A 20,660-nucleotide genomic window follows, 5' to 3' on the forward strand; every position below is an offset into this window, starting at 1 on the left:
CGGAACTTGCTCCGCTCCTGCGGCACGTATCCGCCGGGCAAGCCCGGCGCTGCAACCATCTGGATGAAGCCGCAAAAAAGAACGGCGGGCCTGGAGCCCGCCGTTCGCGCGATTCCGGCCGGGTCGGCCGATTACTGCGTGCTGCCCGCCGGCCTGGACAGCCGGGCCTCGGCATCGACGGTGAGCAGGCGGTTGATGTCCTGCACGTCGGCGATGTCCAGCGTGCCGGCGGCCTGTTCCAGCAGCAGGCGGTTCTGCAGGTAGCGGTACTTGGCCTCGGCGTATTCGACCTGCGCCTGGAACAGCACGCGCTGGTTCTGCAGCACGTCCAGCACGGTGCGGGTGCCGACTTCCAGGCCGACCTGCGAGGCGTCGTAGGCGCTCTGCGCCGACACCACCGCCAGGCGGCGCGCCTCGACCTCGGACACGCCGGCCACCAGCGCCTGGTAGGCGTTGGAGGTGTTGCGCACCAGCGCGCGGCGCTGCTGCTCGTACTGGTCCTGGGCGATGTCGCGCTGGGCCAGGGCCTGGCGCACGCGCGACTGGGTGATGCCGCCGGAGAAGATCGGCACGTTCAGGGTCACGCCGACCGTGTAGCCCTCCTTGTCCGCGGAGATGGTGCCAGGCACCGAATCCCAGCCGGTGCCATTGCTGTACGAACCGCCGAAGCTCAGGGTCGGATAGTGGCCGGCGCGGGCGCTGGAGACGCCGTACTCGGATGACTGCACGGCGAATTCCTGCGCCTTCAGCGCCGGGTTCTGGCTCAGCGCGCTGTCCACCCAGCCCTGGCCGTCGCGTTCGGCCGGCAGCTCCGGGCGGAAGTCGTCCGGCAGGCCGCGCAGGTTGGAAACCGGCTGGCCGGTCAGCTCGGCGAGCGCGCGGTAGGCGTCGTCCAGCGCGTTGCGGGCCAGGATGGTGCTGGCGCGGGCGCTGTCGTACTGGGCGCGCGCCTCGTGCACGTCGGTGATCGGCGCCATGCCTACTTCCAGGCGCTTCTCGGCGTAGTCGAACTGCTTGCGCGAGGCGGCCTCGTTGGTCTCGGCCGCAGCCAGCGACTCGATGCCGATCAGCACGTTGAAGTAGGCCGCCGAGGTGCGGGTGATCAGGTCGTGGTTGGCCGCGGCCAGGTCGTAGTCGGCGGCCTGGCTGATCGCGCGCTGGCCGCGCAGGTTGGCGATGCGGCTCCAGTCGAACAGCGTCTGGTCGACGCGCGCGCCGTAGGTGCGGCCCTTCTCGTCTCCGTACGGGCTTTCCGGGCGGCTGGAATGCGAGCGCTGGTAGCCGGCCGAACCGCTGACCTGCGGCAGCAGCGCGCCGAAGGCCTGGGTGGCGCCTTCCTTGTTGAACAGCCGGCTGGACTCGGCCACCGAGAGCTGCGGGTCGCCCGCGCGCGCCAGTTCGTAGGTCTGCAGCAGATCGGTGGCGCCAGCGGCGGACGGCAGCGCAAGCATCAGCGCCAGGGCGAGGGGGAGACGGCTCATGCGGTTTCCTTATCCTTCAATTTAGAAGACGAACTGCGGCGCCGGCTCGGCGCCCTGCAGGTAGGGGAGGTCGGTCTCGAACAACGATTCGACGCGCGAACCGTTGACATCGTGGTGGTGGATCACCGCTTCCATCACCGGCGAGCGGCCCTGCACGACGAACAGGCGGCCGCCGGGGCGCACCCAGGCCAGCAGCGCGGCGGGCAAGGTGTCCACCGCGCCGGTCACGCAGACCACGTCGAACTGGCGGTCGGCGGCGAGGTGCAGGGCGTCGGCGGTCTCGATGCGGATGTTGCTGCCCAGGCCCTGGGCGTCCAGCCGCGCGCGCGCGGCGGCGGCCAGTTGCGGGTGGATCTCCAGGCTGACCACCTCGCGCGCCAGCGCACCGAGGCAGGCGCTGAAGTAGCCGCTGCCGGTGCCGATCTCCAGCACGTCCTCGTGCGCCTGCACCTTCAGGCCCTGCAGGGTGCGGCCCTCGACCACCGGCTTCATCATCCGCTGGCCGTGGCCGAGCGGGATCTCGATGTCGGCATAGGCCAGGGCGCGGTGCTGCTCCGGCACGAACGCCTCGCGCGGCAGGGTGGCCAGGGTGTCCAGCACGCGCGCGTCCAGCACGTCCCAGGGACGTACCTGCTGCTCGACCATCATTTCGCGGGCGTGGGAGTAATCGATCGTCATGTGGGCAAGTTCCGGCGCATGGGGCGAAGCTGCACAGTTTACCGGGGCGCGACGGGGTCCGGGCGGCGACAGCATCGCGGCTGGCCCGGGATGGGCGCAGTGCCGGAAGTCACCGCGACCTCCAGCCGGGCCTCAGCGCCGTTCATACGCACGCAGGAAAAGCTCGACGCCAGCGTCGATGTGGGCGCCGAGATCGCTGCGCACCGGGCGCTGGCACAGGCCGCACATCATCCGCGCGTGCAGCTCGCCCTTGATCAGGGTGAAGAACTGCTGGGCGGCGCGTTCCAGGTCCGGGATGTCCAGCTCGCCGCGGTCCGCGCGGGCCTTCAGCATGGCGGCGAACGCCGCGCAGGTCCGCTGCGGGCCGGCCTGCCAGAACATCTCGCGCAGGTGATCGTCGACGTTGCCGGCCAGCATCATGCGGTGGGTGCTGATCGCTTCATCGCTGCTGATCAGGGCGAAGAAGGCGTGGCCGATGGCCCGCAGCTGCTCGCGCAGCGGACCGTCCGGCTGCGGCTGGAACAGGTCGTCGGGCATGAACTCCTGGCACTTGGCGAGCACGGCGGCGGTGAACAGCGCCTCCTTGTCGCCGAAGTGGCTGTACACCGTGAGCTTGGAGACCCCGGCCGCGGCGGCGGTCTGATCCATGCTGACCCCGGCGAAACCCTCGCTGGAGAACAGCTTCTTGGCCGCTTCCAGGATCGCGGCGCGCTTGCCCAGGTCCTTGGGGCGGCCGGGACCGCTGGCGGGCTTGGCCGCGACTTTGCCACGGCTGGCGGAAGGGACTCGGCTGACCATTTCTCAATACTAGACCAAGCGGTTCGATATTTATACTCTACCGTGAAGTCCATTAATTAGGCCCAGGGTGATAAGGATGCACGGACGGAACAGGCTGTCTTGCGGATTGCTGCTGGTGCTGGCCGCATGTTCGGGCGAGCCGGCGCCGGTGGAGGCGCCGCGTCCGGTGCTGGTGGTCCAGCCCGAAAGGGCCGCGGCGGCGGCGATGCCGGCCTACGCCGGCGACGTGCGCGCCCGCCAGGAGAGCCCGCTGTCGTTCCGTGTCGGCGGCAACCTGATCAGGCGCCACGTCGATGCCGGCCAGGCGGTGCGCCAGGGGCAGGTGCTGGCCGAACTCGATCCCGGCGACCAGGCCCTGCAGGCGCAGGCCGCGCGCGCGCAACTGGCCGCCGCCGAGGCCGACCTGGCCCGCGCCCGTGGCGACCGCGACCGCTTCGCCCGGCTGGTCGAGCAGCAGGTGGTCAGCCGCTCGGCCTACGACGCACAGCTGGCCGCCTACAAGGCCGCCGAAGGCCAGGCGCAGGCCGCCCGCGCGCAGGCGGCGGTGGCGGGCAACCAGGCCGGCTACACCCGCTTGCGCGCGCCGCGCGACGGCGTGATCGCCAGCCGTCAGGCCGAGGCCGGCCAGGTCGTCGCCGCCGGCCAGACCGTCTTCACCCTGGCCGCCGACAGCGGCCGCGAGATCGCCATCCACCTGCCGGAAAGCCGCATCCGCCAGTTCCGCATCGGCCAGCCGGTGCAGGTGGAGCTGTGGAGCGCCCCCGGCCAGCGCCTGCCCGGCACGATCCGCGAGATCGCCGCCGCCGCCGACGCGCAGACCCGCACCTACGCGGCGCGGGTGGAACTGCTCGGCGATGCCGGCGCGGCGGTCGAACTGGGCCAGAGTGCGCGGGTCTACGTGCCGCAGGACGGCCAAGCGGCCGACGCGCCGAGCGTGCCGTTGTCGGCGGTGCAGCGCGGCGAGCAGGGACGCACCGCCGTATGGGTCGTCGATCCACGCAGCGGCCAGGCGCACCTGCGCCAGGTGCAGCTCGGCGGCTACGGCGAGAGCAGCGTGCCGGTCCTGTCCGGGCTGAAGGCCGGCGAATGGGTCGTGGCCGGCGGCGGCCACCTGCTGCGCGAGGGCCAGCGGGTCAAGCCGGTGGACCGGGAGAACCGGCCCCTCCGATTGGAAGCTCCGAAGCCGCAACCGGAGCCGGCGCGATGATCGGCCCGCAGCGACTCCCGCACGGGACAAACGCCCCTTCCCCCGCTTGCGGGGGAAGGATGGGACGGGGGCGAAGCGCCAGCGTTGCCGGCGCAAGCATCTTCACCGTGGTTTGCACTGCAGCACTCGCCCCCACCCCCACCCTCCCCCGTGAACGGGGGAGGGAGCTCATCAAGGGAACTCGCTGACCATGCGCCGCTTCAACCTTTCCGAATGGGCGCTGGGCAACCGCAGCCTGGTGCTGTTCGCGATGATCGTGCTCGGCCTGATCGGCGCGTGGTCGTACAAGCAGCTGGGCCAGTCCGAGGATCCGCCGTTCACCTTCAAGGTGATGGTGGTGCGCACGGTGTGGCCGGGCGCCACCGCCGAGGAGGTCTCGCGGCAGGTGACCGAGCGCGTCGAGAAGGCGCTGATGACCACCGGCCAGTACGAGTTCATCCGCTCGTACTCGCGGCCGGGCGAGTCGCAGGTGATCTTCGTGGCGCGCGATTCGATGAAGTCGAAGGACGTGCCGGAGCTGTGGTACCAGGCGCGCAAGAAGGTCGGCGACATCCGCGCGACCCTGCCGCAGGGCGTGATCGGACCGTTCTTCAACGACGAGTTCGGCGACACCTTCGGCAACATCTACGCGCTGACCGGGCCGGGCTTCGACTATGCGCTGATGAAGGACTACGCCGACCGCATCCAGCTCGAACTGCAGCGTGTCGACGACGTCGGCAAGGTCGAGCTGCTCGGCCTGCAGGACGAGAAGATCTGGATCGAGCTGTCCAACACCAAGCTGGCCACGCTCGGCATCCCGCTGGACGCGGTCAAGCAGGCGCTGGACGAGCAGAACGCGGTCACCCCGGCCGGTTTCCTCGAGACCGCCAGCGATCGCGTGCAGCTGCGCGTCAGCGGCGAGTTCACCTCGGTGGACGAGATCCGCGCGTTCCCGATCCGCGCCGGCGGCCGCACCGTGCTGCTGGGCGACATCGCCGGGGTCGAGCGCGGCTTCGCCGATCCGGCCGCGCCGCGGATGCGCTTCATGGGCCAGGACGCGATCGGCATCGCGGTGGCGATGAAGGACGGCGGCGACATCATCCGCCTGGGCAGGACGCTGGAAGGCGAGTTCCAGCGCCTGCAGCAGACCCTGCCGCTGGGCATGGAGCTGCGCAAGGTGTCCGACCAGCCGCAGGCGGTGCGCGCCTCGGTCGGCGAGTTCATCAAGGTGCTGGCCGAGGCGGTGGCGATCGTGCTGCTGGTGAGCTTCTTCTCGCTGGGCTGGCGCACCGGCATGGTGGTGGCGGTGTCGATCCCGCTGGTGCTGGCGATGACCTTCGCGGTGATGCACTACTTCGACATCGGCCTGCACAAGATCTCGCTGGGCGCGCTGGTGCTGGCGCTGGGCCTGCTGGTGGACGACGCGATCATCGCGGTGGAGATGATGGCCATCAAGATGGAGCAGGGCTACGACCGCCTGCGCGCGGCCAGCTTCGCCTACGAATCGACCGCCTTCCCGATGCTGACCGGCACGCTGGTGACCGCGGCCGGCTTCCTGCCGATCGCCACGGCGGCGTCGAGCACCGGCGAGTACACCCGCTCGCTGTTCCAGGTGGTGACCATCGCGCTGGTGGTGTCGTGGATCGCCGCGGTGCTGTTCATCCCCTACCTGGGCGACAAGATGCTGCCGGACCTGCACCGCCCGCAGCCGCCGCGCCCGGGTTCGCTGAAGGCGCGCTGGCACGGCTGGCGCGCGCGCCTGGCCGATCGCCATCCGGCCTTCGCCGGGGTGCTGGCGCCGCCGGCGCACGACGCGCACGAGCACGATCCCTACCAGAAGCCGTTCTACCGCCGCTTCCGCCGCTGGCTCGACGCCTGCCTGCGCCACCGCTGGCTGGTGATCGGCGCGACCGTCGTGGCGTTCGTGCTGTCGATCGCGATGTTCCGCTTCGTGCCGCAGCAGTTCTTCCCGGATTCGGTGCGGCCGGAGCTGATGGTGGACCTGGAACTGGCCGAGGGCAGCTCGCTGCGCTCGACCGACGCGCAGGCGCGCGCGCTGGAGAAGCTGCTGGCCGGGCGCGAGGGCATCGCCAACTACGTGGCCTACGTCGGCACCGGATCGCCGCGCTTCTACCTGCCGCTGGACCAGCAACTGCCGCAGGCCAACTTCTCCCAGTTCGTGGTGCTGGCCGAGGACATCGAATCGCGCGAGGCGACGCGCCGCTGGCTGATCGACGAGGTCGCGCCGCGCTTCCCGGAGATCCAGTTCCGCGTGACCCGGCTGGAGAACGGCCCGCCGGTCGGCTACCCGGTGCAGTTCCGCGTCTCCGGCGAGCACGTCGATCGCGTGCAGGCGATCGCCCGCAGCGTCGCCGAGCAGGTGCGCGCCAACCCCAACGTCACCAACGTCAACCTCGACTGGAGCGAGCCGAGCAAGGTGGTGCGGCTGAAGATCGACCAGGACCGCGCGCGCGCGCTCGGCGTCAGCAGCGCGCAGGTCTCGCACTTCCTCTCCAGCTCGCTGTCCGGGCTGTCGGTCAGCACCTACCGCGAGGGCAACGAGCTGATCGAGATCCTGCTGCGCGGCCCGCAGGAGGAGCGCACCGCGCCGGAACTGCTGGCCAGCCTGGCGATGCCGACCGCCGGCGGCAGCGTGCCGCTGGCGCAGATCGCCGAGCTCGAATACGCCTTCGAGGACGGCATCATCTGGCACCGCGACCGGCTGCCGACGGTGACCGTGCGCGCCGACATCGGCCGCGACGACCTGACCCCGCCGACCGTGGTCGCGCAGATCCTGCCGACGCTGGAGGGCATCCGCGCCGGACTGCCCGAGGGCTACCTGCTGGAGACCGGCGGCACGGTCGAGGACTCGGCGCGCGGGCAGGACTCGATCAAGGCCGGCATGCCGCTGTTCCTGCTGGTGGTGGCGACGCTGCTGATGCTGCAGCTGCGCAGCTTCCCGCGCATGCTGCTGGTGTTCCTGACCGCACCGCTGGGGCTGATCGGGGTGACCTTGGCGCTGCTGGTGTTCCGGGTGCCGTTCGGCTTCGTCGCCATGCTCGGCACGATCGCGCTGGCCGGCATGATCATGCGCAACTCGGTGATCCTGGTCGACCAGATCCAGCAGGACATCGACGCCGGCCACGACCGCTGGCACGCGATCATCGACGCCACCGTGCGCCGCTTCCGCCCGATCGTGCTGACTGCGCTGGCGGCGGTGCTGGCGATGATCCCGCTGTCGCGCAGCGCCTTCTTCGGGCCGATGGCGGTGGCGATCATGGGTGGCCTGACCGTGGCCACGGTGCTGACGCTGTTCTTCCTGCCTGCGCTGTACGCGGCCTGGTTCCGGGTCAAGCCGGAGGAGCGCGGCACCGGCGGCTGAGGCCTGCCGCATCGCGCGGCGTCCGCGCCGCATGCAATGCGGAATGGCGGCCGCGTGCATCGCACGCGACGAGTGTCGCGTGTCTTCGCCGGTGCTGCGTTCTCAATCTCATCACGCAAGCGCATGGAAGATTTCCCGCGTTTCCAAGCGCGCGATGTCGTGGCTCCGCTCCTTTCGCATCCCGGGCAGCCGGGCGCGACGCAGGTGAAGGCGCCCATCCTCCCAGGCGATGTGCATGTTCCGTCCGCTGATCGAAGGTTCCCGGCCCGCGCCGCATCGTTCCCGCGTCCACGGGAGGGCCTCATGACCGAAGACGGTACGTCCGCCGGGTTTGTCCAGGCCGGCGACGATGCCGCCGCGAGCGGCGAGGGGCAATTCCGCCAACTGGTCGATGGCGCGCCGGTGATGCTCTGGCGCGCCGGCGCCGACCGGGACTGGGACTGGTTCAACCGTCGCTGGCTGGACTACACCGGCCGCCCGCTGGACGAGGAGACCGGCCACGGCTGGATGCGCGGCGTGCATCCGGAAGACTACGCGCGCTGCAGGGAAGTCCATGCGCAGGCGTTCGCGCAACGACGGACGTTCACGATGGAATACCGTCTGCTGCGCCACGACGGGCAGTACCGCTGGCTGCGCGACAGCGGCGAGCCGTTCCGCCGCGATGGCGAGTTCGCCGGCTACCTGGGCAGCTGCGTCGACGTGACCGCCTACCGCCAGGCCAGCCAGGCGCAGTCGATGCTCATCGACGAGCTCGACCACCGTGTCAAGAACGTGCTGACCCTGGTGCAGGTGCTGGCGCGGCAGACGTTCCGATCGCCGGAGCACGCGGGCCAGGTGGCGGTGTTCGAGGCGCGCATCAAGGCGCTGGCCGATACCCACCGGATGCTGCGCGAGGCCGGCGCTTCCAGCCTGGATCTGCGCGCGCTGCTCGCCGGCATGCTGCCGGGCTGGACGCGCGACGACGCGCGCTACCGGATCGAGGGGCCGCGCATCGACGTGTTCCCGCGCGCGGCGGTGCCGCTGGCCATCGCCTTCCACGAACTGTGCACCAACGCCTCCAAGTACGGTGCGTTCTCCAACGAGGCCGGCCGCATCGACGTGCGCTGGGAAATCAGCGGCGACGCGCGTCCGCGGCTGCGCCTGACCTGGACCGAGCACGATGGGCCGTCGGTGTCGGATCCGGGGGGCGGGCGCGGGTTCGGCAGCCGCATGCTCGAACGCGTGCTGGCCGGGCAGATCGAAGGCCAGGTCGGCCTGGCGTTCGCGCCGGAGGGACTGGTGTGCACGCTGGACGCGCCGATGGACCAGGTGGGAGAAGCGGCTTGAACGGCAGGCTGGCGGGCAAGCGCATCCTGGTGGTCGAGGACGAGCCGCTGATCAGCATGATGCTGGAGGACATTCTGGCCGACGAGGGCGCGCGGGTGATCGGGCCGGCCGCCAGCCTGGCGTCGGCGCTGGCGCTGGCCGGGCGCGAGGCGCTCGACGGCGCGCTGCTCGACGTCAACCTCGGCGACGGCAAGAGCTTCCCGGTGGCGGATCTGCTGCGGGACCGCCAGGTGCCCTACCTCTTCGCCACCGCCTACGGCAAGGACAGCGATCCCTTGCTGGCCGAGGCGGCGGTGCTGGCCAAGCCCTTCGATCTGCGCAGCCTGCTGGAAGCGCTGGAGGGCATGCTGGGATGATCGATGGCGACGAAGGAGGTTGAGGATGACACAGGTGGACCAATACACCGCCGAAGCGCCCACGCGCGAACAGGTCGAGGCCATGCCCGGCGCGGTCGCGCTGGAGTTCGGCACCGACTGGTGCGGCCATTGCCAGGCCGCGCAGCCGATGCTGCAGGCCGCGCTGTCCACGCGCGACATCGTCCATCTCAGGATCGAGGATGGGCCGGGCCGGCCGCTGGGCCGCGCGTTCCGCATCAAGCTGTGGCCGACCCTGGTGCTGCTGCGCGATGGCCGCGAGGTGGCGCGGCTGGTGCGCCCCGCCGATGCCGGCGAACTGGAGCGCGCGCTGTCCTCACTGGACTGAATCCAGCGCGAACCGCGGCGACACCATCGATGGCGGCACGCATTTCACCCATGCCATTGAAGGGATGCTAACAAGCCGCTTCCTATACTCGCCGCAACGCAGACGAGGCAGGAGCAGCGATGAACAAGATTCCGTCCGGGACGCTGGTGGTGGTCGCCGATGGCCAGGGCGCGCGCGTGTTCCGCAACATCGGCACGCCGATGGCGCCGTCGCTGCAGCAGTTGGACCTGCTGGAACTGGTCAACATGAACGACGACGGCCCGTCCGGCGTGATCGCGGCTGACGCCAGCGGGCAGGAAATCCACGAGGCCACCTTCGCCAAGCAACTCGCGCTGGGCCTCAACGAAGGCGCGCTGAAGGATCAGTACGCGCACCTGCTGCTGGTGGCCGATCCGCAGACGCTGGGGCGGATGCGCCCGCTGCTGCACAAGCAGACCCAGCAGCGCCTGATCGGCGAGATGGCCAAGACGCTGACCAATGCCCGGCTGGAGGACATCGAGCGCGCGCTGGCGCCGTGACGCGCGCGCCGTGCAGGAAGCAGGCCGCGCCGGCGTCAACCGGCGTGATCGGGAGCGTTGCCGGCCACGGTTCGTTCGTGCGCGTCGGCCTCCGCATGCGGCAGCTGCGCGCGCATCTGCCGGATCTGGTGCAGGCGCAGGCGCGCCTCGGAAGTGGCCTTGTGCGCGAGCTGGCGCGAGGGTTCGTCGCGCAGCGCCGGCAGCACGTGGTAGCGCACCAGGCCGAGCAGGCGCTGGTTGCACTTCATCGCCGCCATCAGGTAGGCATCATCCACCTCGCCGGCGTGCAGCAGGTCCAGCAGCGCGGCCTCGTGCTCGGCCGAACTGAGCAGGCGCATGGCCGCGGCCGAATCCAGGCTGGCGTCCATCGCCTGCAGCGCGGCGATGAGATCCTCGTGCTGGCGCTCGTGGTCGCGGATCATCGCCAGCAGCGCCGGCGAGGCGCGGCCGCTGGCCGAACGCGCCACGCTGCGTTCGTGCAGGCTGACGGCCATCAACAGGCCCAGCGCCTGGCGCTGTTCGCCGGCCGCGTCCAGATCCAGTTGCGCGGGGTCCTTCTCGGCGGGAGGGGGCAGGGGCTGGGACTGCGCCGGTACCGGCGGCGTCGGCAGGAGCGGCGGCTGCGACCCGACGATGGCCGACAGCGAGGCGCCGACGGCCAGTCCGAATGCCAGGAAACCCGCTGTGCCAAGAATGTTCATCGCCCCTGTCGCCCGTGGTCGGCAGTACGCCGGACCGTTGCGGGCAGCTTGTCCATATGTCCGTGGTGATGATGTCAACAACGTCGGCGGTCGGCCGGATGGGCCATGCAGGGGGAGGAACGGTCAATCGCCCGGAAAGGTGAAATCCGCTTCACCTTGCGAAGGCGGCGCAAGATGAATTCCCCGCAACCTGCGCGGGGCGTTTCATGCCCTGTTCGCGGCGGCGTCCCGACAATCGGGGCGAATCGCAACGCAGGAGAAACAGGATGAAAACGCTACGTCACCTGATCGGCCTGGGCGTGATGGCCATCGCCGCGACCGCCGTCGCGCAGAGCGGCCGCACCTATGGACCGGAGGACGAGGGACGCCGTTTCGACGACGGCAGCCGCGTGGTCTGCCGCGACGTCGAGGTCGAGCGCAGCGCCCGTGATCCCAACCGCGTTGCCGGCACTGCGGTGGGCGCGGTGGTCGGCGGCCTGCTCGGCAACCAGATTGGCAGTGGTTCCGGCCGCAAGGCCGCCACGGTCGGCGGCGCGGTGGCGGGCGGTGCCATCGGCCGCAAGGTGCAGGGCAACCAGCAGGAGGCGCGCGGCGATCGCGTGATCGAGCGGCGCTGCGAGCGCGTCTGGCGCTGAGTGCGGGAGGCGCGACGCACCGGTGCATTACCGTGCCGGTGCGTTTTTCCGAAGACTTAACCGCCGCCGATCCAGACTGCCCTGCATGAAGGCTCGCCTGCAGGAGCGTCGAGATGAACACTGACTATTTCTTCGTCCAGGACGCCGCCGGCACCCGCTGCCGGGTCGACGTGCTGCGCGCGGTGCCGGCGCTGGAGCGCGGCACACACCAGGAGCATGGCCCGGTCTACCAGCTGGAGGACGGCACGATGCTGCGCCGGCTGGACCGCGATACCTTCCAGGTGCCGGGAACCGGCGCGGTGATCAGCCGCGTCGATTGAGCCGCAAGTTCCGAATCGACTCCGGCCGCGTGTTTCGCCGCGTGTTTCAGTACGTCGCCGCGGCCAGCAGCGGCGCCGGATCGTCCCAGCGCTCGCGCGCCCGCAGGAACGAAAGCTCGATCAGCACGCTGGCGCCGATGACCTGCGCTCCCTGCCGGCGCGCCAGCGCCGTCGCCGCGCACAGCGTGCCGCCGGTGGCCAGCACGTCGTCGATCACCAGCGCGCGGGCGCCCGGCGGCAACGCGTCGGCATGGATTTCCAGGCGGTCGCTGCCGTATTCCAGCGCGTAGTCGATGGCCAGGGTGGAGCCGGGGAGCTTGCCCGGCTTGCGCACCGGGACGAAGCCGGTGCCGAGCGTGCGCGCCAGCGCCGCGCCGAGGATGAAGCCGCGCGACTCGATGCCGATCACCGCATCGAGCGCAATGCCGCGCCAGGGATCGGCCAGCGCCTCGATTGCCGCGGCGAAGCCGTCGGCATCGGCCAGCGCCGGGGTGATGTCCTTGAACACGATGCCTGCGCGCGGGAAGTCGGGAATGTCGCGCAACAGGGTTTGCCAGGGCGCCATGTGATGTTCCTGTGGGATGCCGGCCTGCATCCTAGGACGGTTCGGTTCGCGTGTCCCGCCTGGGAAAGGACGAGGGTGAACCCATGCGTCGCCGGGAGCGCTCGCAAACGGCGCTGCTCACCTCGCGGGCGGCAGAGGGGATTGACGTGTTCGGATGGCCGATGCGGGAACGCTGCGCGATTACGCCGCGATATGGCCGCCGCCGTTGACGTGGATGATCTGCCCGGTGACGTAGCTGGCGTCTTCGCTGGCCAGGTAGACGTAGGCCGGCGCCACTTCCGAAGGCTGGCCCGGCCGCTTCATCAGCGTGTCCGAACCGAACTCGGCCACTTGCCTGCGATCGAAGGACGCCGGGATCAGCGGCGTCCAGATCGGCCCGGGCGCGACCGCGTTGACGCGGATGCCGCGGTCGGACAGGTGCTTGGCCAGCGAGAACGTCATCGCGTGGATCGCGCCCTTGGTCGCCGCGTAGTCCAGCAGGGTGTCGTGGCCGCGCGCGCCGGTCACCGAGCCGGTGTTGATGATGCAGCCGCCTTCGGGCAGGAATTCCAGCGCCGCCTCGGTGAGATGGAAGAACGAGAACAGGTTGGTCTCGAAGGTCTTGCGGATCTGCGCCGGGGTCAGCTGTTCGGCGCGTTCGACCGGATACTGCTGCGCGTGGTTGTTGACCAGCACGTCGAGCGCGCCGAGCTTGCGCGCCACCTGCCTGACCGCGCGCCGGCAGTTCGCCGGCACGGAGAGATCCGTGCGTATGGACAGCCCGCGCGCGCCCTCGGCCTCGATCAGGCGCAGGGTTTCCTGTGCGTCGGCATCTTCGGAAAGATAGGCGATGGCCACCGCCGCGCCCTCGCGGGCGAAATGCACCGCCACCGCGCGGCCGATGCCGCTGTCGCCGCCGGTGACCAGCGCGACCTTGCCGGCCAGCCTGGCGCTGCCGCGGTAGGTGTTGCGGATGGTTTCCGGCTCCGGATGCATCGCCCGCTGGCGGCCGGGTTGGCGGCGCTGCTTCTGGGGCGGGTTGACGCGCTTCTTGCTGGCCATCGCGGGCTTCCTCCGGCGGTTCGTCTGGCATGCACGCTGGCACGGCCGGCGTGGTGGCGCGATGAAGCCGCGGCGCGGTCACGCGGGTTTATCGCGGCCGTTGCTAGCCTGCGCGCATTCCGGCACGGAGACGCGGCGATGAAGATCCTGATGGTCGTCACCTCGCACGACCGGCTCGGCGACAGCGGCCGCAGGACCGGCTTCTGGCTGGAGGAACTGGCCGCGCCGTACTACGTGTTCACCGATGCCGGCGTGCAGGTCGTGCTGGCCTCGCCAAAAGGCGGGCAGCCGCCGATGGATCCGGAAAGCGACGCGCCCGCCGCGCGCACGCCCGAGACCGCGCGCTTCTCCGCCGACGCCGATGCGCTCGACGCGCTGGCGCATACGCGCCGGCTGGCCGAGGTGATGGAGGAGGATTTCGACGCGCTGTTCTATCCCGGCGGGCATGGGCCGATGTGGGATCTGGTCGAGGATGCCGATTCGATCGCGCTGATCGAGAAGACCCATGCCGCCGGCAGGCCGGTGGCCGCGGTCTGCCACGGGCCGGCGGCACTGCGCCACGCACAGGGCGCGCTGCGCGAGCCGCTGGTCCGGGGCCGGCGGGTCACCGCCTTCAGCAACAGCGAGGAGGCCGCGGCCGGCCTGATCGACGTGGTGCCGTTCCGGCTGGAGGATGCGCTGGTGGAGCAGGGCGCGCGCTACTCGCGCGGGCCGGACTGGGAAAGCCACGTGGTCGTCGATCGCCACCTCGTCACCGGACAGAACCCGGCCTCGTCCGTCGGCGCGGCGCAGGCGGTGCTGGCGCTGCTGCGGCCGCGTTGAGGCCTGAAGCCGCTCTCCCGCTTGCGGGAGGAGGCGATGAATCCTCTCATGCGTTTCCTCGGCGGTCCGGGGGCACTTGTAGCGCCGAGTTGGAGCGGAGCAAGCTCCGCTCTACAGTGCGCCCGGGAGATGACTGTAGCGCCGAGCTTGCTCGGTGGATGCTCGCCCGAGGAGCGGAGCAGCTCACGTTCCGCGCGATACTCCGTTGTTGGAGCAGTCCGATCTCCCGCCGCGCCGGTGCCGGATTCACGGCCTCTTACGCGCCGCTGGGTAGCGTGCGCCGGACCCGAGCGGAGCAGGAGAGGCGACATGCGCGACATCCCACTCACCCAGCCGCGGCACGTCTGCACCGAAGCGGCCGACGTGGCCCTGATCGAGGCCTGCATCGCCGCGCTACCCGACGAGGCCAAGGTCCGCGTCACCCTGGACGATGGCAGTGCGCTGCACGGCACGGTCGCGGTGCGGCCCAGCGCGCAGGTGTTCCGCACCGCCGACGGCGAGGAAGGCATCAACGCGGTGCTGCGGCTGGACGATCTCGCCCATCCCGAGCAGGCCCATTACCTGTGGCTGGACCAGGTGCGCGACATCTTCCCGCTGGGCAGCGCCTGACGCCGTGATGCCGGCGCTGCCTGCCCTGGATCTCGCCTGCCCGTACTGCGGCGAGACGATCACCGTGCTGATCGACGATTCCGGACTGGAAATCGCCGCGGATGCGCAGCGCTACGTCGAGGACTGCCAAGTCTGCTGCCGTCCCATCGACATCGCCTGCTGGCGGGGAGACGATGGCGAGCCGCGCGTCAGCGCCAGTGCACAGGACGAAGCCTGACCGGCCGCGCACGGTTTTGCGGCAAGGGCGTTACAGCCCCTCGCCGATGTCGTGCCCGCGCGCGCCGCCCTTGTCCTTTTCCACGTAGTCCCTTTCCGGATCGCGATCCTGGTGCTGGCGCGGCGGATCCGGCTGGTCGGGCGCCTTCCACTGCGCGTCCGGGTTGCGGTACTTGTCCGGGGTGTCGGGCTTCTGGTTGTCGCTGTGCGCGTTGTCGCGGGTCTTCGGGGTGCCGTGCATGGCGGATCTCCTGTGGGGGCCATGCGGGCACGCTAGTCCAGCAGGTGTCAGCGGCCCGCGAACGCGGTGCGCGGTGGCGTTGACACACCGTTCACCTGTGCCCGGCGACGGCGTATGCTCGCCGCGTTCGACGACACCCTGGGGAGGGGACATGAACGCGACGATGACGACGAAATCCACGAGCTTGAGGGTGGTGGGCGTGCTGGCGCTGGCCTGGAACCTGATCGGCGTGGCGATGTTCTGGATACAGATGAACCTCACGCCCGAGCAGCTCGCGCAGTTCACCGAGGCGCAGCGGCAGGTGTACGAGGCGACGCCGGGCTGGCTGAACATCGTCTATGGCGTGGCGGTGCTGGCCGGCGTGTTCGGCGCGATCGGCCTGCTGCTGCGCCGGCGCTGGGCGGTGCCGTTGTTCCTGTTGTCGCTGCTGGCGGTGCTGGTGCAGGTGGCCGGCGCCTTCACGCTGACGCCGGCGTGGTCGGCCTACGGCGTGGCCGGGCTGGTGATGCCTGCGATCGTGCTGCTGGTCGCCCTGCTGCTCTGGCGCTACGCGCACCGGGCCGCGGCGCGCGGCGCACTGGGCTGAGGCAACGCAGGCCGCCGCTTCCGGACGGAAGCGGCGGCCATTCCGTGCCGAAGGTAACGCGGCGCGATCACACCTGCGCCGCCGCCTCCTCGACGTCCACGCCGAGGAAGCCGCCGGACTGGCGCCGCCACAGCGCCGCGTACAGGCCGTCCTGGCGCAGCAGTTCCTCGTGGCTACCGCTCTCGATGATGCGGCCGGCGTCCATCACCACCAGCCGGTCGAGCACGGCGATGGTGGACAGCCGGTGGGCGATGGCGATGACGGTCTTGCCTTCCATCAGCGCGTACAACTGCTCCTGGATGGCGGCCTCGACCTCCGAGTCCAGCGCCGAGGTCGCCTCGTCCAGCACCAGGATCGGCGCGTCCTTCAGCAGCACGCGCGCGATCGCCACGCGCTGGCGCTGGCCGCCGGACAGCTTGACGCCGCGCTCGCCGACCTGGGTGTCGTAGCCGCGGTGGCCCTTGGCGTCGGCCAGCTCGCGGATGAACTCGTCGGCATGCGCGCGCCGCGCCGCCTCGACGATCGCCGCCTCGTCGGCGTCAGGCCGGCCGTAGCGGATGTTGTCGCGGATCGAGCGGTGCAGCAGCGAGGTGTCCTGGGTGACCATGCCGATGTTCCGGCGCAGCGATTCCTGGGTGACCGCGGCGATGTCCTGGCCGTCGATCAGGATGCGGCCGCCCTCCAGGTCGTAGAAGCGCAGCAGCAGGTTGACCAGGGTCGACTTGCCGGCGCCGGAGCGGCCGACGATGCCGACCTTCTCGCCCGGGCGGATGACCAGCGACAGGTCGTCGATCACCCGCGCGTTGCGACCGTAGTGGAAGCGCACCTGCTCGAAGCGGATCTCGCCATGTTCGACCTCCAGCTCGCGCGCGCCGGGCGCGTCGGCGATCGTCAGCGGCTGGGCCAGCGTGCCGATGCCGTCCTGCACCGTGCCGATGTTCTCGAACAGGCCGGCGACCTCCCACAGGATCCAGTCCGACATCGAGCGGATGCGCATCACCAGCGCGATCGCCACCGCGATCGCGCCCAGCGATATCGAGCCCTGCAGCCACGCCCACACGGCCACGCCGCCGATGCCGCCCAGCAGCAGCGCGTTGAGCGTGTGCAGGCTGACCGTCAGCCGGGTCACCAGCCGCATCTGCGCGTGCACGGTGACCATGAACTCGTCCATCGCCCCGCGCGCGTAGTCCTGCTCGCGCGCGGTGTGGGCGAACAGCTTGATGGTCTGGATGTTGGTGTAGCTGTCGACGATGCGGCCGGTCATTTGCGCGCGCGCGTCCGATTGCGCCATCGACACCCGCTGCAGGCGCGGCACGAAGTGGAACAGGATGGCCAGGTAGCCGGCCAGCCACAGCGCCAGCGGCAGCATCAGCCAGGCGTCGGCCTGGCCGACCAGCACCATCGTGCCGATGAAATAGACGATGACGTAGACGAACACGTCCATCAGCTTGGTCACCGTCTCGCGGATCGACAGCGCGGTCTGCATCACCTTCTGCGAGATGCGCCCGGCGAACTCGTCCTGGAAGAACGCCACGCTCTGACGCAGCAGGTAGCGGTGCGACAGCCAGCGCGCGATCATCGGGTAGTTGCCGAAGATGGTCTGGTGGATGATCAGCGACTGCAGCAGCACCAGCAGCGGGTAGACGACCAGCACCAGCGCCGCCATCCACAGCAGCTGGCGGCCGTGCGCGGCCATGAAGCCGGCGCGGTCGGACTGGCCCATCCAGTCCACCAGCTTGCCCATGTAGTCGAAGAAGGTGATTTCCAGCACCGAGATCGCGCCGGTTAGCAGCGACATCAGCAGCAGCCACGGCAGCAGCGGCCGTGAGTAGTGCAGCAGGAACGGCAGCAGCCGGCGCGGCGGCGTGTCGGGCTCGCCTTGCGGGTAAGGGTCGATGCGGCGTTCGAAGAAGGAGAACATGGATCACCTGTCGCGCGTCCGGCGCGCATTGCAAAGGGGAAGGAAGACCGCGGTCAGCCCGGGTAGGGCCAGCCCGCGCGGGCCTGCCTCAGCGCATGGCCCCACCAGGCCAGCTGGTCCAGCATGGCACCGGCGGCGATGGCCGATTGTGCATCGGCCGGCTGGCCGTGCGCGTCGAAGCGTTCCCAGGCCATCGGCAGGGTCACCGCGTTGCGCACCGTCACCGCGTGCAGCTCCGAGAATACTTGCCGCAGCTGCTCGACCGCGCGCTGGCCGCCGCTGCGGCCGCCGTAGGCGACGAAGGCCACCGGCTTGGCCTGCCAGTGCTGCTGCACCGAGTCGATCAGCGATTTCAGCGCCGCCGGATAGCCGGCATTGTACTCCGGCGTCACCACGACGAAGGCGTCGGCGCGCCAGATCCGCTGCTGCAGGTTGACCAGATCCGGGGTGCTCGCCCGGCCGGGCCGCTGTGGCAGATCCAGCAGCAGCGGATCGATGCGATCGAGGTCGAATCCGCGCCGCGCCTCGATGCAGGCGCCGGCCCAGCCGGCCACCGTGTCGCAGAAACGGCCCTCGCGCGCGCTGCCGTAGATCAGCGCCGTCCTCAATGCCTGCATCCTGGTTCCTGTTGCGGTGAAGGGACGTGCACGGTAAAACCTCAACCTTTGTTAAGGTCAAGAGGCAGGATATGGGCAGGCGCGGCGATGCCGGGATGGCGCGGGAGCTGAGCGTGGGCGAGGTGGCGCGGCGCGCCGGCGTGGCGGTGTCGGCGCTGCATTTCTACGAGTCGCGCGGGCTGATCCACGGCTGGCGCAACGCCGGCAACCAGCGCCGCTATTCGCGCGACGTGCTGCGGCGGGTGGCGGTGATCAAGGTGGCCCAGCGCACCGGCATCCCGCTGGCCGAGATCGCCAGCGCGCTGGCCGCGCTGCCGGAGGGGCGCACGCCCACCGCCGCCGACTGGCGCCGCCTGTCCACCCGCTGGCGCGCGGATCTGGACGACCGCATCGAGCGCCTGGTCCGCCTGCGCGATCAACTGGGGGACTGCATCGGCTGCGGCTGCCTGTCGCTGAAGGCGTGCCCGCTGCGCAATCCCGCCGACGAACTGGCCGAGGAAGGCGCCGGCCCGAGGCTGCTGGATGCCGGGGACGGTTGAGGCCTTCCGCTGCGATGGCTTGTGGGAGCGCCGTCAGTCGCGGTGGTGAGTCGGTAAGGCTTCGTCGCGACTGACGGCGCTCCCACAAGTATTCTTTGCATGGGCCGGCCGCGGTTCAACCGGCCGACCAGACCGCCAACGCTCAATGCAACGGCAGCGCCCGCTGCTCGGCGCTGCTGCGCAGGCCCAGTTCCAGCAGGCGCATCACCTGCAGCGCCTGCGCGGCGGTCACCGGCAGCGGGCCGTCGCCGGCGATGGCCGCGCGCAGCGCGGCGTAGTAACGGCGGTAGTCGCCGCGCACCGCGGGCAGTTCGCGTGCCTGTAGCGTGCCGTCGTCGCCGACCCGCGTGAGCCGGCCCGGCAGCGGATCCTCGCCCCAGCCCCCCGGATCGCCTGGCCGTCCGCCCCGCCGCAGCAGCGCCTCCTGCGCGTCGGTGCCGTGCTTGACGTAGCTGCCCAGCGTGCCGTGCGCGGCGAAGCGCAGGCCGTTGGCCGCGACCAGCGAACCGGCGTGCAGGAACACCCGCAGGCGCGGATAGCGCAGCACCGCGTGGAAGAAGTCCGCGCCCTGTCCGCCCTTGCGCTGGCGGCCGATGTCGGCCTGCAGCGATTGCGGCGGGCCGAACAGCTGCAGCGCCTGGTCGATCAGGTGCGGCCCCAGGTCGAACCACAGTCCGCCGCCGGGCTCGTCGCGCTCGCGCCAGCGATCGACGGGCTGCGGGCGGTAGCGGTCGAAGTGCGAGTGCAGTTCCACCGGCTCGCCGAGCGCGCCGTCCTCCAGCAGCTGCCGCAGGGTCAGGAAATCGGCGTCCCAGCGGCGGTTGTGGAACACGCTGACGATGCGCCGGTGGCGCTGCGCGCAGGCGACCATGCGCTCGGCCTCGTCCAGGGTCACCGCGAACGGCTTGTCCACCACCACGTGCCGCCCGCGTTCCAGCGCGGCCATCGCCAGCGGCGCGTGCAGCGCGTTGGGCGCGGCGACCACGACCAGGTCGATGGCGTCGTCGTCGAACGCCTCGATCGCCTGCGCGACGACGCGCGCGCCGGGATGCTCCTGCAGCACGCGCTCGTGCTGGCGCGAGACCACCGTGTGCAGCCGCAGCCCCTCGGTCGCCACGATCAGCGGCGCATGGAAGACGCGGCCGGCCAGGCCATAACCGACGAGCGCGACGTTCAGTGCGGACATGCGTTCGGACATGCAGGCAACAGGATGCGGGCCAGCATAGACGCAGCCCGCGCGCTTTTCATCCGCGGTCGAGCTTGCTGAACGCGATGCCGGGGTTAAGGCGATGTCGCGATGCGCTTCACGCCGGTTCCACGCAGGCCCGCCGACACTCGCCACACACAAGCAGCTCCACGAAGGAGCAGGAGATGATGCGATGAATTCCCCCAAGAATGTCACCCGTTCGATGCTGGCCGGCGCGTTGTCCGTGGGCCTGCTCTTCGCCGGCAGCGCGATGGCCGACGATCACAAGGACAAGAACAAGGAAGCCGCGCGCGAGGCGCAGACCGAGGGCCGCTCCGACCAGCCGGTCGACGACACCTGGATCACCACCAAGGTCAAGGCGGACCTGCTGGCCAGCGATGGCGTTTCGGGCACCGACATCAAGGTCGATACCGTCAATGGCGTGGTCCACCTGACCGGTTCGGTCGGCAGCCAGGCCGAGGCCGATCGTGCGATCGAGAAGGCCAAGGCGATCAAGGGCGTGACCCGCGTCGATTCGTCCAAGCTGACGGTCGCCGGCCGCTAATCGCGCGCCATCGATGACGAAAGGC

The 20,660-nt window shown here is 70.4% G+C and carries 24 protein-coding genes; 14 read left to right on the plus strand and 10 right to left on the minus strand.

Features of this window, described 5'->3' with window-relative positions; translation table 11 throughout:
• Positions 1-131 precede the first annotated feature (131 nt).
• The 3 genes from AAG688_RS03265 to AAG688_RS03275 form a co-directional block, all read right to left on the minus strand.
• Positions 132-1,481, minus strand: a complete 1,350-nt coding sequence (locus AAG688_RS03265) for a TolC family outer membrane protein (RefSeq protein ID WP_411833929.1) — start codon at positions 1,479-1,481, stop codon at positions 132-134.
• A 21-nt stretch (positions 1,482-1,502) separates the two neighbouring features.
• The gene (locus AAG688_RS03270; protein ID WP_411833930.1) at positions 1,503-2,159 is read right to left on the minus strand and encodes a protein-L-isoaspartate O-methyltransferase family protein; all 657 of its coding nucleotides are present in this window, start codon (positions 2,157-2,159) and stop codon (positions 1,503-1,505) included.
• A 132-nt stretch (positions 2,160-2,291) separates the two neighbouring features.
• Positions 2,292-2,957, minus strand: coding sequence for a TetR/AcrR family transcriptional regulator (locus AAG688_RS03275; RefSeq protein ID WP_411833931.1), 666 nt, complete (start codon positions 2,955-2,957; stop codon positions 2,292-2,294).
• 76 nt (positions 2,958-3,033) lie between these two features.
• Between AAG688_RS03275 and AAG688_RS03280 the strand changes: the two genes are divergently transcribed.
• From AAG688_RS03280 to AAG688_RS03305, 6 genes are all read left to right on the plus strand, one after another.
• Complete coding sequence (locus AAG688_RS03280) at positions 3,034-4,164, plus strand: efflux RND transporter periplasmic adaptor subunit (protein ID WP_411833932.1); 1,131 nt, start codon at positions 3,034-3,036, stop codon at positions 4,162-4,164.
• Positions 4,165-4,354: 190 nt separating this feature from the next.
• Positions 4,355-7,525 (plus strand): efflux RND transporter permease subunit, encoded by a 3,171-nt coding sequence (locus AAG688_RS03285; RefSeq protein ID WP_411833933.1) that lies wholly within the window; start codon positions 4,355-4,357, stop codon positions 7,523-7,525.
• 303 nt (positions 7,526-7,828) lie between these two features.
• Positions 7,829-8,851: a sensor histidine kinase gene (locus AAG688_RS03290; RefSeq protein WP_411833934.1), complete on the plus strand. Its 1,023-nt coding sequence runs from the start codon at positions 7,829-7,831 to the stop codon at positions 8,849-8,851.
• Complete coding sequence (locus AAG688_RS03295; protein WP_411833935.1) at positions 8,848-9,207, plus strand: response regulator; 360 nt, start codon at positions 8,848-8,850, stop codon at positions 9,205-9,207. The genes AAG688_RS03290 and AAG688_RS03295 overlap by 4 nt, the downstream gene beginning before the upstream one ends.
• A 25-nt stretch (positions 9,208-9,232) precedes the next feature.
• A complete protein-coding gene (locus AAG688_RS03300) occupies positions 9,233-9,553 on the plus strand; it encodes a thioredoxin family protein (RefSeq protein ID WP_411833936.1) in 321 nt (106 codons plus the stop codon).
• Between the two features lie 119 nt (positions 9,554-9,672).
• Positions 9,673-10,071, plus strand: a complete 399-nt coding sequence (locus tag AAG688_RS03305) for a host attachment family protein (protein WP_411833937.1) — start codon at positions 9,673-9,675, stop codon at positions 10,069-10,071.
• Positions 10,072-10,106: 35 nt separating this feature from the next.
• Here the strand turns inward: AAG688_RS03305 and AAG688_RS03310 are convergent, their stop codons facing one another.
• Complete coding sequence (locus AAG688_RS03310) at positions 10,107-10,772, minus strand: hypothetical protein (protein WP_411833938.1); 666 nt, start codon at positions 10,770-10,772, stop codon at positions 10,107-10,109.
• Between the two features lie 266 nt (positions 10,773-11,038).
• Between AAG688_RS03310 and AAG688_RS03315 the strand changes: the two genes are divergently transcribed.
• Entirely contained in the window at positions 11,039-11,407 is a 369-nt protein-coding gene (locus tag AAG688_RS03315; protein ID WP_411833939.1) for a glycine zipper 2TM domain-containing protein, read from the plus strand.
• Between the two features lie 113 nt (positions 11,408-11,520).
• Positions 11,521-11,727: a hypothetical protein gene (locus AAG688_RS03320; protein WP_411833940.1), complete on the plus strand. Its 207-nt coding sequence runs from the start codon at positions 11,521-11,523 to the stop codon at positions 11,725-11,727.
• A gap of 46 nt (positions 11,728-11,773) precedes the next feature.
• Here AAG688_RS03320 and AAG688_RS03325 read toward each other — a convergent pair whose 3' ends face one another.
• Together AAG688_RS03325 and AAG688_RS03330 are read right to left on the minus strand one after the other, a co-directional pair.
• Complete coding sequence (locus tag AAG688_RS03325; RefSeq protein WP_411833941.1) at positions 11,774-12,322, minus strand: adenine phosphoribosyltransferase; 549 nt, start codon at positions 12,320-12,322, stop codon at positions 11,774-11,776.
• 150 nt (positions 12,323-12,472) lie between these two features.
• The gene (locus AAG688_RS03330) at positions 12,473-13,333 is read right to left on the minus strand and encodes an SDR family oxidoreductase (RefSeq protein ID WP_411833942.1); all 861 of its coding nucleotides are present in this window, start codon (positions 13,331-13,333) and stop codon (positions 12,473-12,475) included.
• Between the two features lie 138 nt (positions 13,334-13,471).
• Here AAG688_RS03330 and AAG688_RS03335 point away from each other — a divergent pair, with 138 nt between their 5' ends.
• The 3 genes from AAG688_RS03335 to AAG688_RS03345 all read left to right on the plus strand — a co-directional run bounded on the left by AAG688_RS03335 (position 13,472) and on the right by AAG688_RS03345 (position 14,981).
• Positions 13,472-14,155, plus strand: coding sequence for a type 1 glutamine amidotransferase domain-containing protein (locus tag AAG688_RS03335; protein ID WP_411833943.1), 684 nt, complete (start codon positions 13,472-13,474; stop codon positions 14,153-14,155).
• A gap of 309 nt (positions 14,156-14,464) precedes the next feature.
• Positions 14,465-14,764 (plus strand): DUF3247 family protein, encoded by a 300-nt coding sequence (locus tag AAG688_RS03340; protein ID WP_411833944.1) that lies wholly within the window; start codon positions 14,465-14,467, stop codon positions 14,762-14,764.
• A gap of 7 nt (positions 14,765-14,771) precedes the next feature.
• The gene (locus AAG688_RS03345) at positions 14,772-14,981 is read left to right on the plus strand and encodes a CPXCG motif-containing cysteine-rich protein (protein ID WP_411833945.1); all 210 of its coding nucleotides are present in this window, start codon (positions 14,772-14,774) and stop codon (positions 14,979-14,981) included.
• Positions 14,982-15,011: 30 nt separating this feature from the next.
• Here AAG688_RS03345 and AAG688_RS03350 read toward each other — a convergent pair whose 3' ends face one another.
• On the minus strand, positions 15,012-15,221 hold the full coding sequence (locus AAG688_RS03350) for a hypothetical protein (protein ID WP_411833946.1): 210 nt from the start codon (positions 15,219-15,221) through the stop codon (positions 15,012-15,014).
• Positions 15,222-15,384: 163 nt separating this feature from the next.
• Here AAG688_RS03350 and AAG688_RS03355 point away from each other — a divergent pair, with 163 nt between their 5' ends.
• Positions 15,385-15,807, plus strand: a complete 423-nt coding sequence (locus AAG688_RS03355) for a hypothetical protein (protein WP_411833947.1) — start codon at positions 15,385-15,387, stop codon at positions 15,805-15,807.
• 67 nt (positions 15,808-15,874) lie between these two features.
• Here the strand turns inward: AAG688_RS03355 and AAG688_RS03360 are convergent, their stop codons facing one another.
• Both AAG688_RS03360 and AAG688_RS03365 read right to left on the minus strand, forming a co-directional pair.
• The gene (locus AAG688_RS03360) at positions 15,875-17,728 is read right to left on the minus strand and encodes an ABC transporter ATP-binding protein (protein ID WP_411833948.1); all 1,854 of its coding nucleotides are present in this window, start codon (positions 17,726-17,728) and stop codon (positions 15,875-15,877) included.
• A 53-nt stretch (positions 17,729-17,781) separates the two neighbouring features.
• Entirely contained in the window at positions 17,782-18,345 is a 564-nt protein-coding gene (locus AAG688_RS03365; protein ID WP_411833949.1) for an NADPH-dependent FMN reductase, read from the minus strand.
• A 95-nt stretch (positions 18,346-18,440) separates the two neighbouring features.
• Here AAG688_RS03365 and soxR point away from each other — a divergent pair, with 95 nt between their 5' ends.
• Positions 18,441-18,884, plus strand: a complete 444-nt coding sequence (gene soxR / locus AAG688_RS03370; protein ID WP_411833950.1) for a redox-sensitive transcriptional activator SoxR — start codon at positions 18,441-18,443, stop codon at positions 18,882-18,884.
• 142 nt (positions 18,885-19,026) lie between these two features.
• On the opposite strand, the gene AAG688_RS03375 is transcribed toward soxR, so the two are convergent.
• Positions 19,027-20,070 (minus strand): oxidoreductase, encoded by a 1,044-nt coding sequence (locus AAG688_RS03375; RefSeq protein ID WP_411834920.1) that lies wholly within the window; start codon positions 20,068-20,070, stop codon positions 19,027-19,029.
• Positions 20,071-20,263: 193 nt separating this feature from the next.
• Here AAG688_RS03375 and AAG688_RS03380 point away from each other — a divergent pair, with 193 nt between their 5' ends.
• Positions 20,264-20,635 (plus strand): BON domain-containing protein, encoded by a 372-nt coding sequence (locus tag AAG688_RS03380; protein ID WP_411833951.1) that lies wholly within the window; start codon positions 20,264-20,266, stop codon positions 20,633-20,635.
• Positions 20,636-20,660: the final 25 nt, after the last annotated feature.

The sequence above is a fragment of the Pseudoxanthomonas mexicana genome (assembly GCF_046736355.1).
Classification (GTDB): domain Bacteria; phylum Pseudomonadota; class Gammaproteobacteria; order Xanthomonadales; family Xanthomonadaceae; genus Pseudoxanthomonas_A; species Pseudoxanthomonas_A mexicana_B.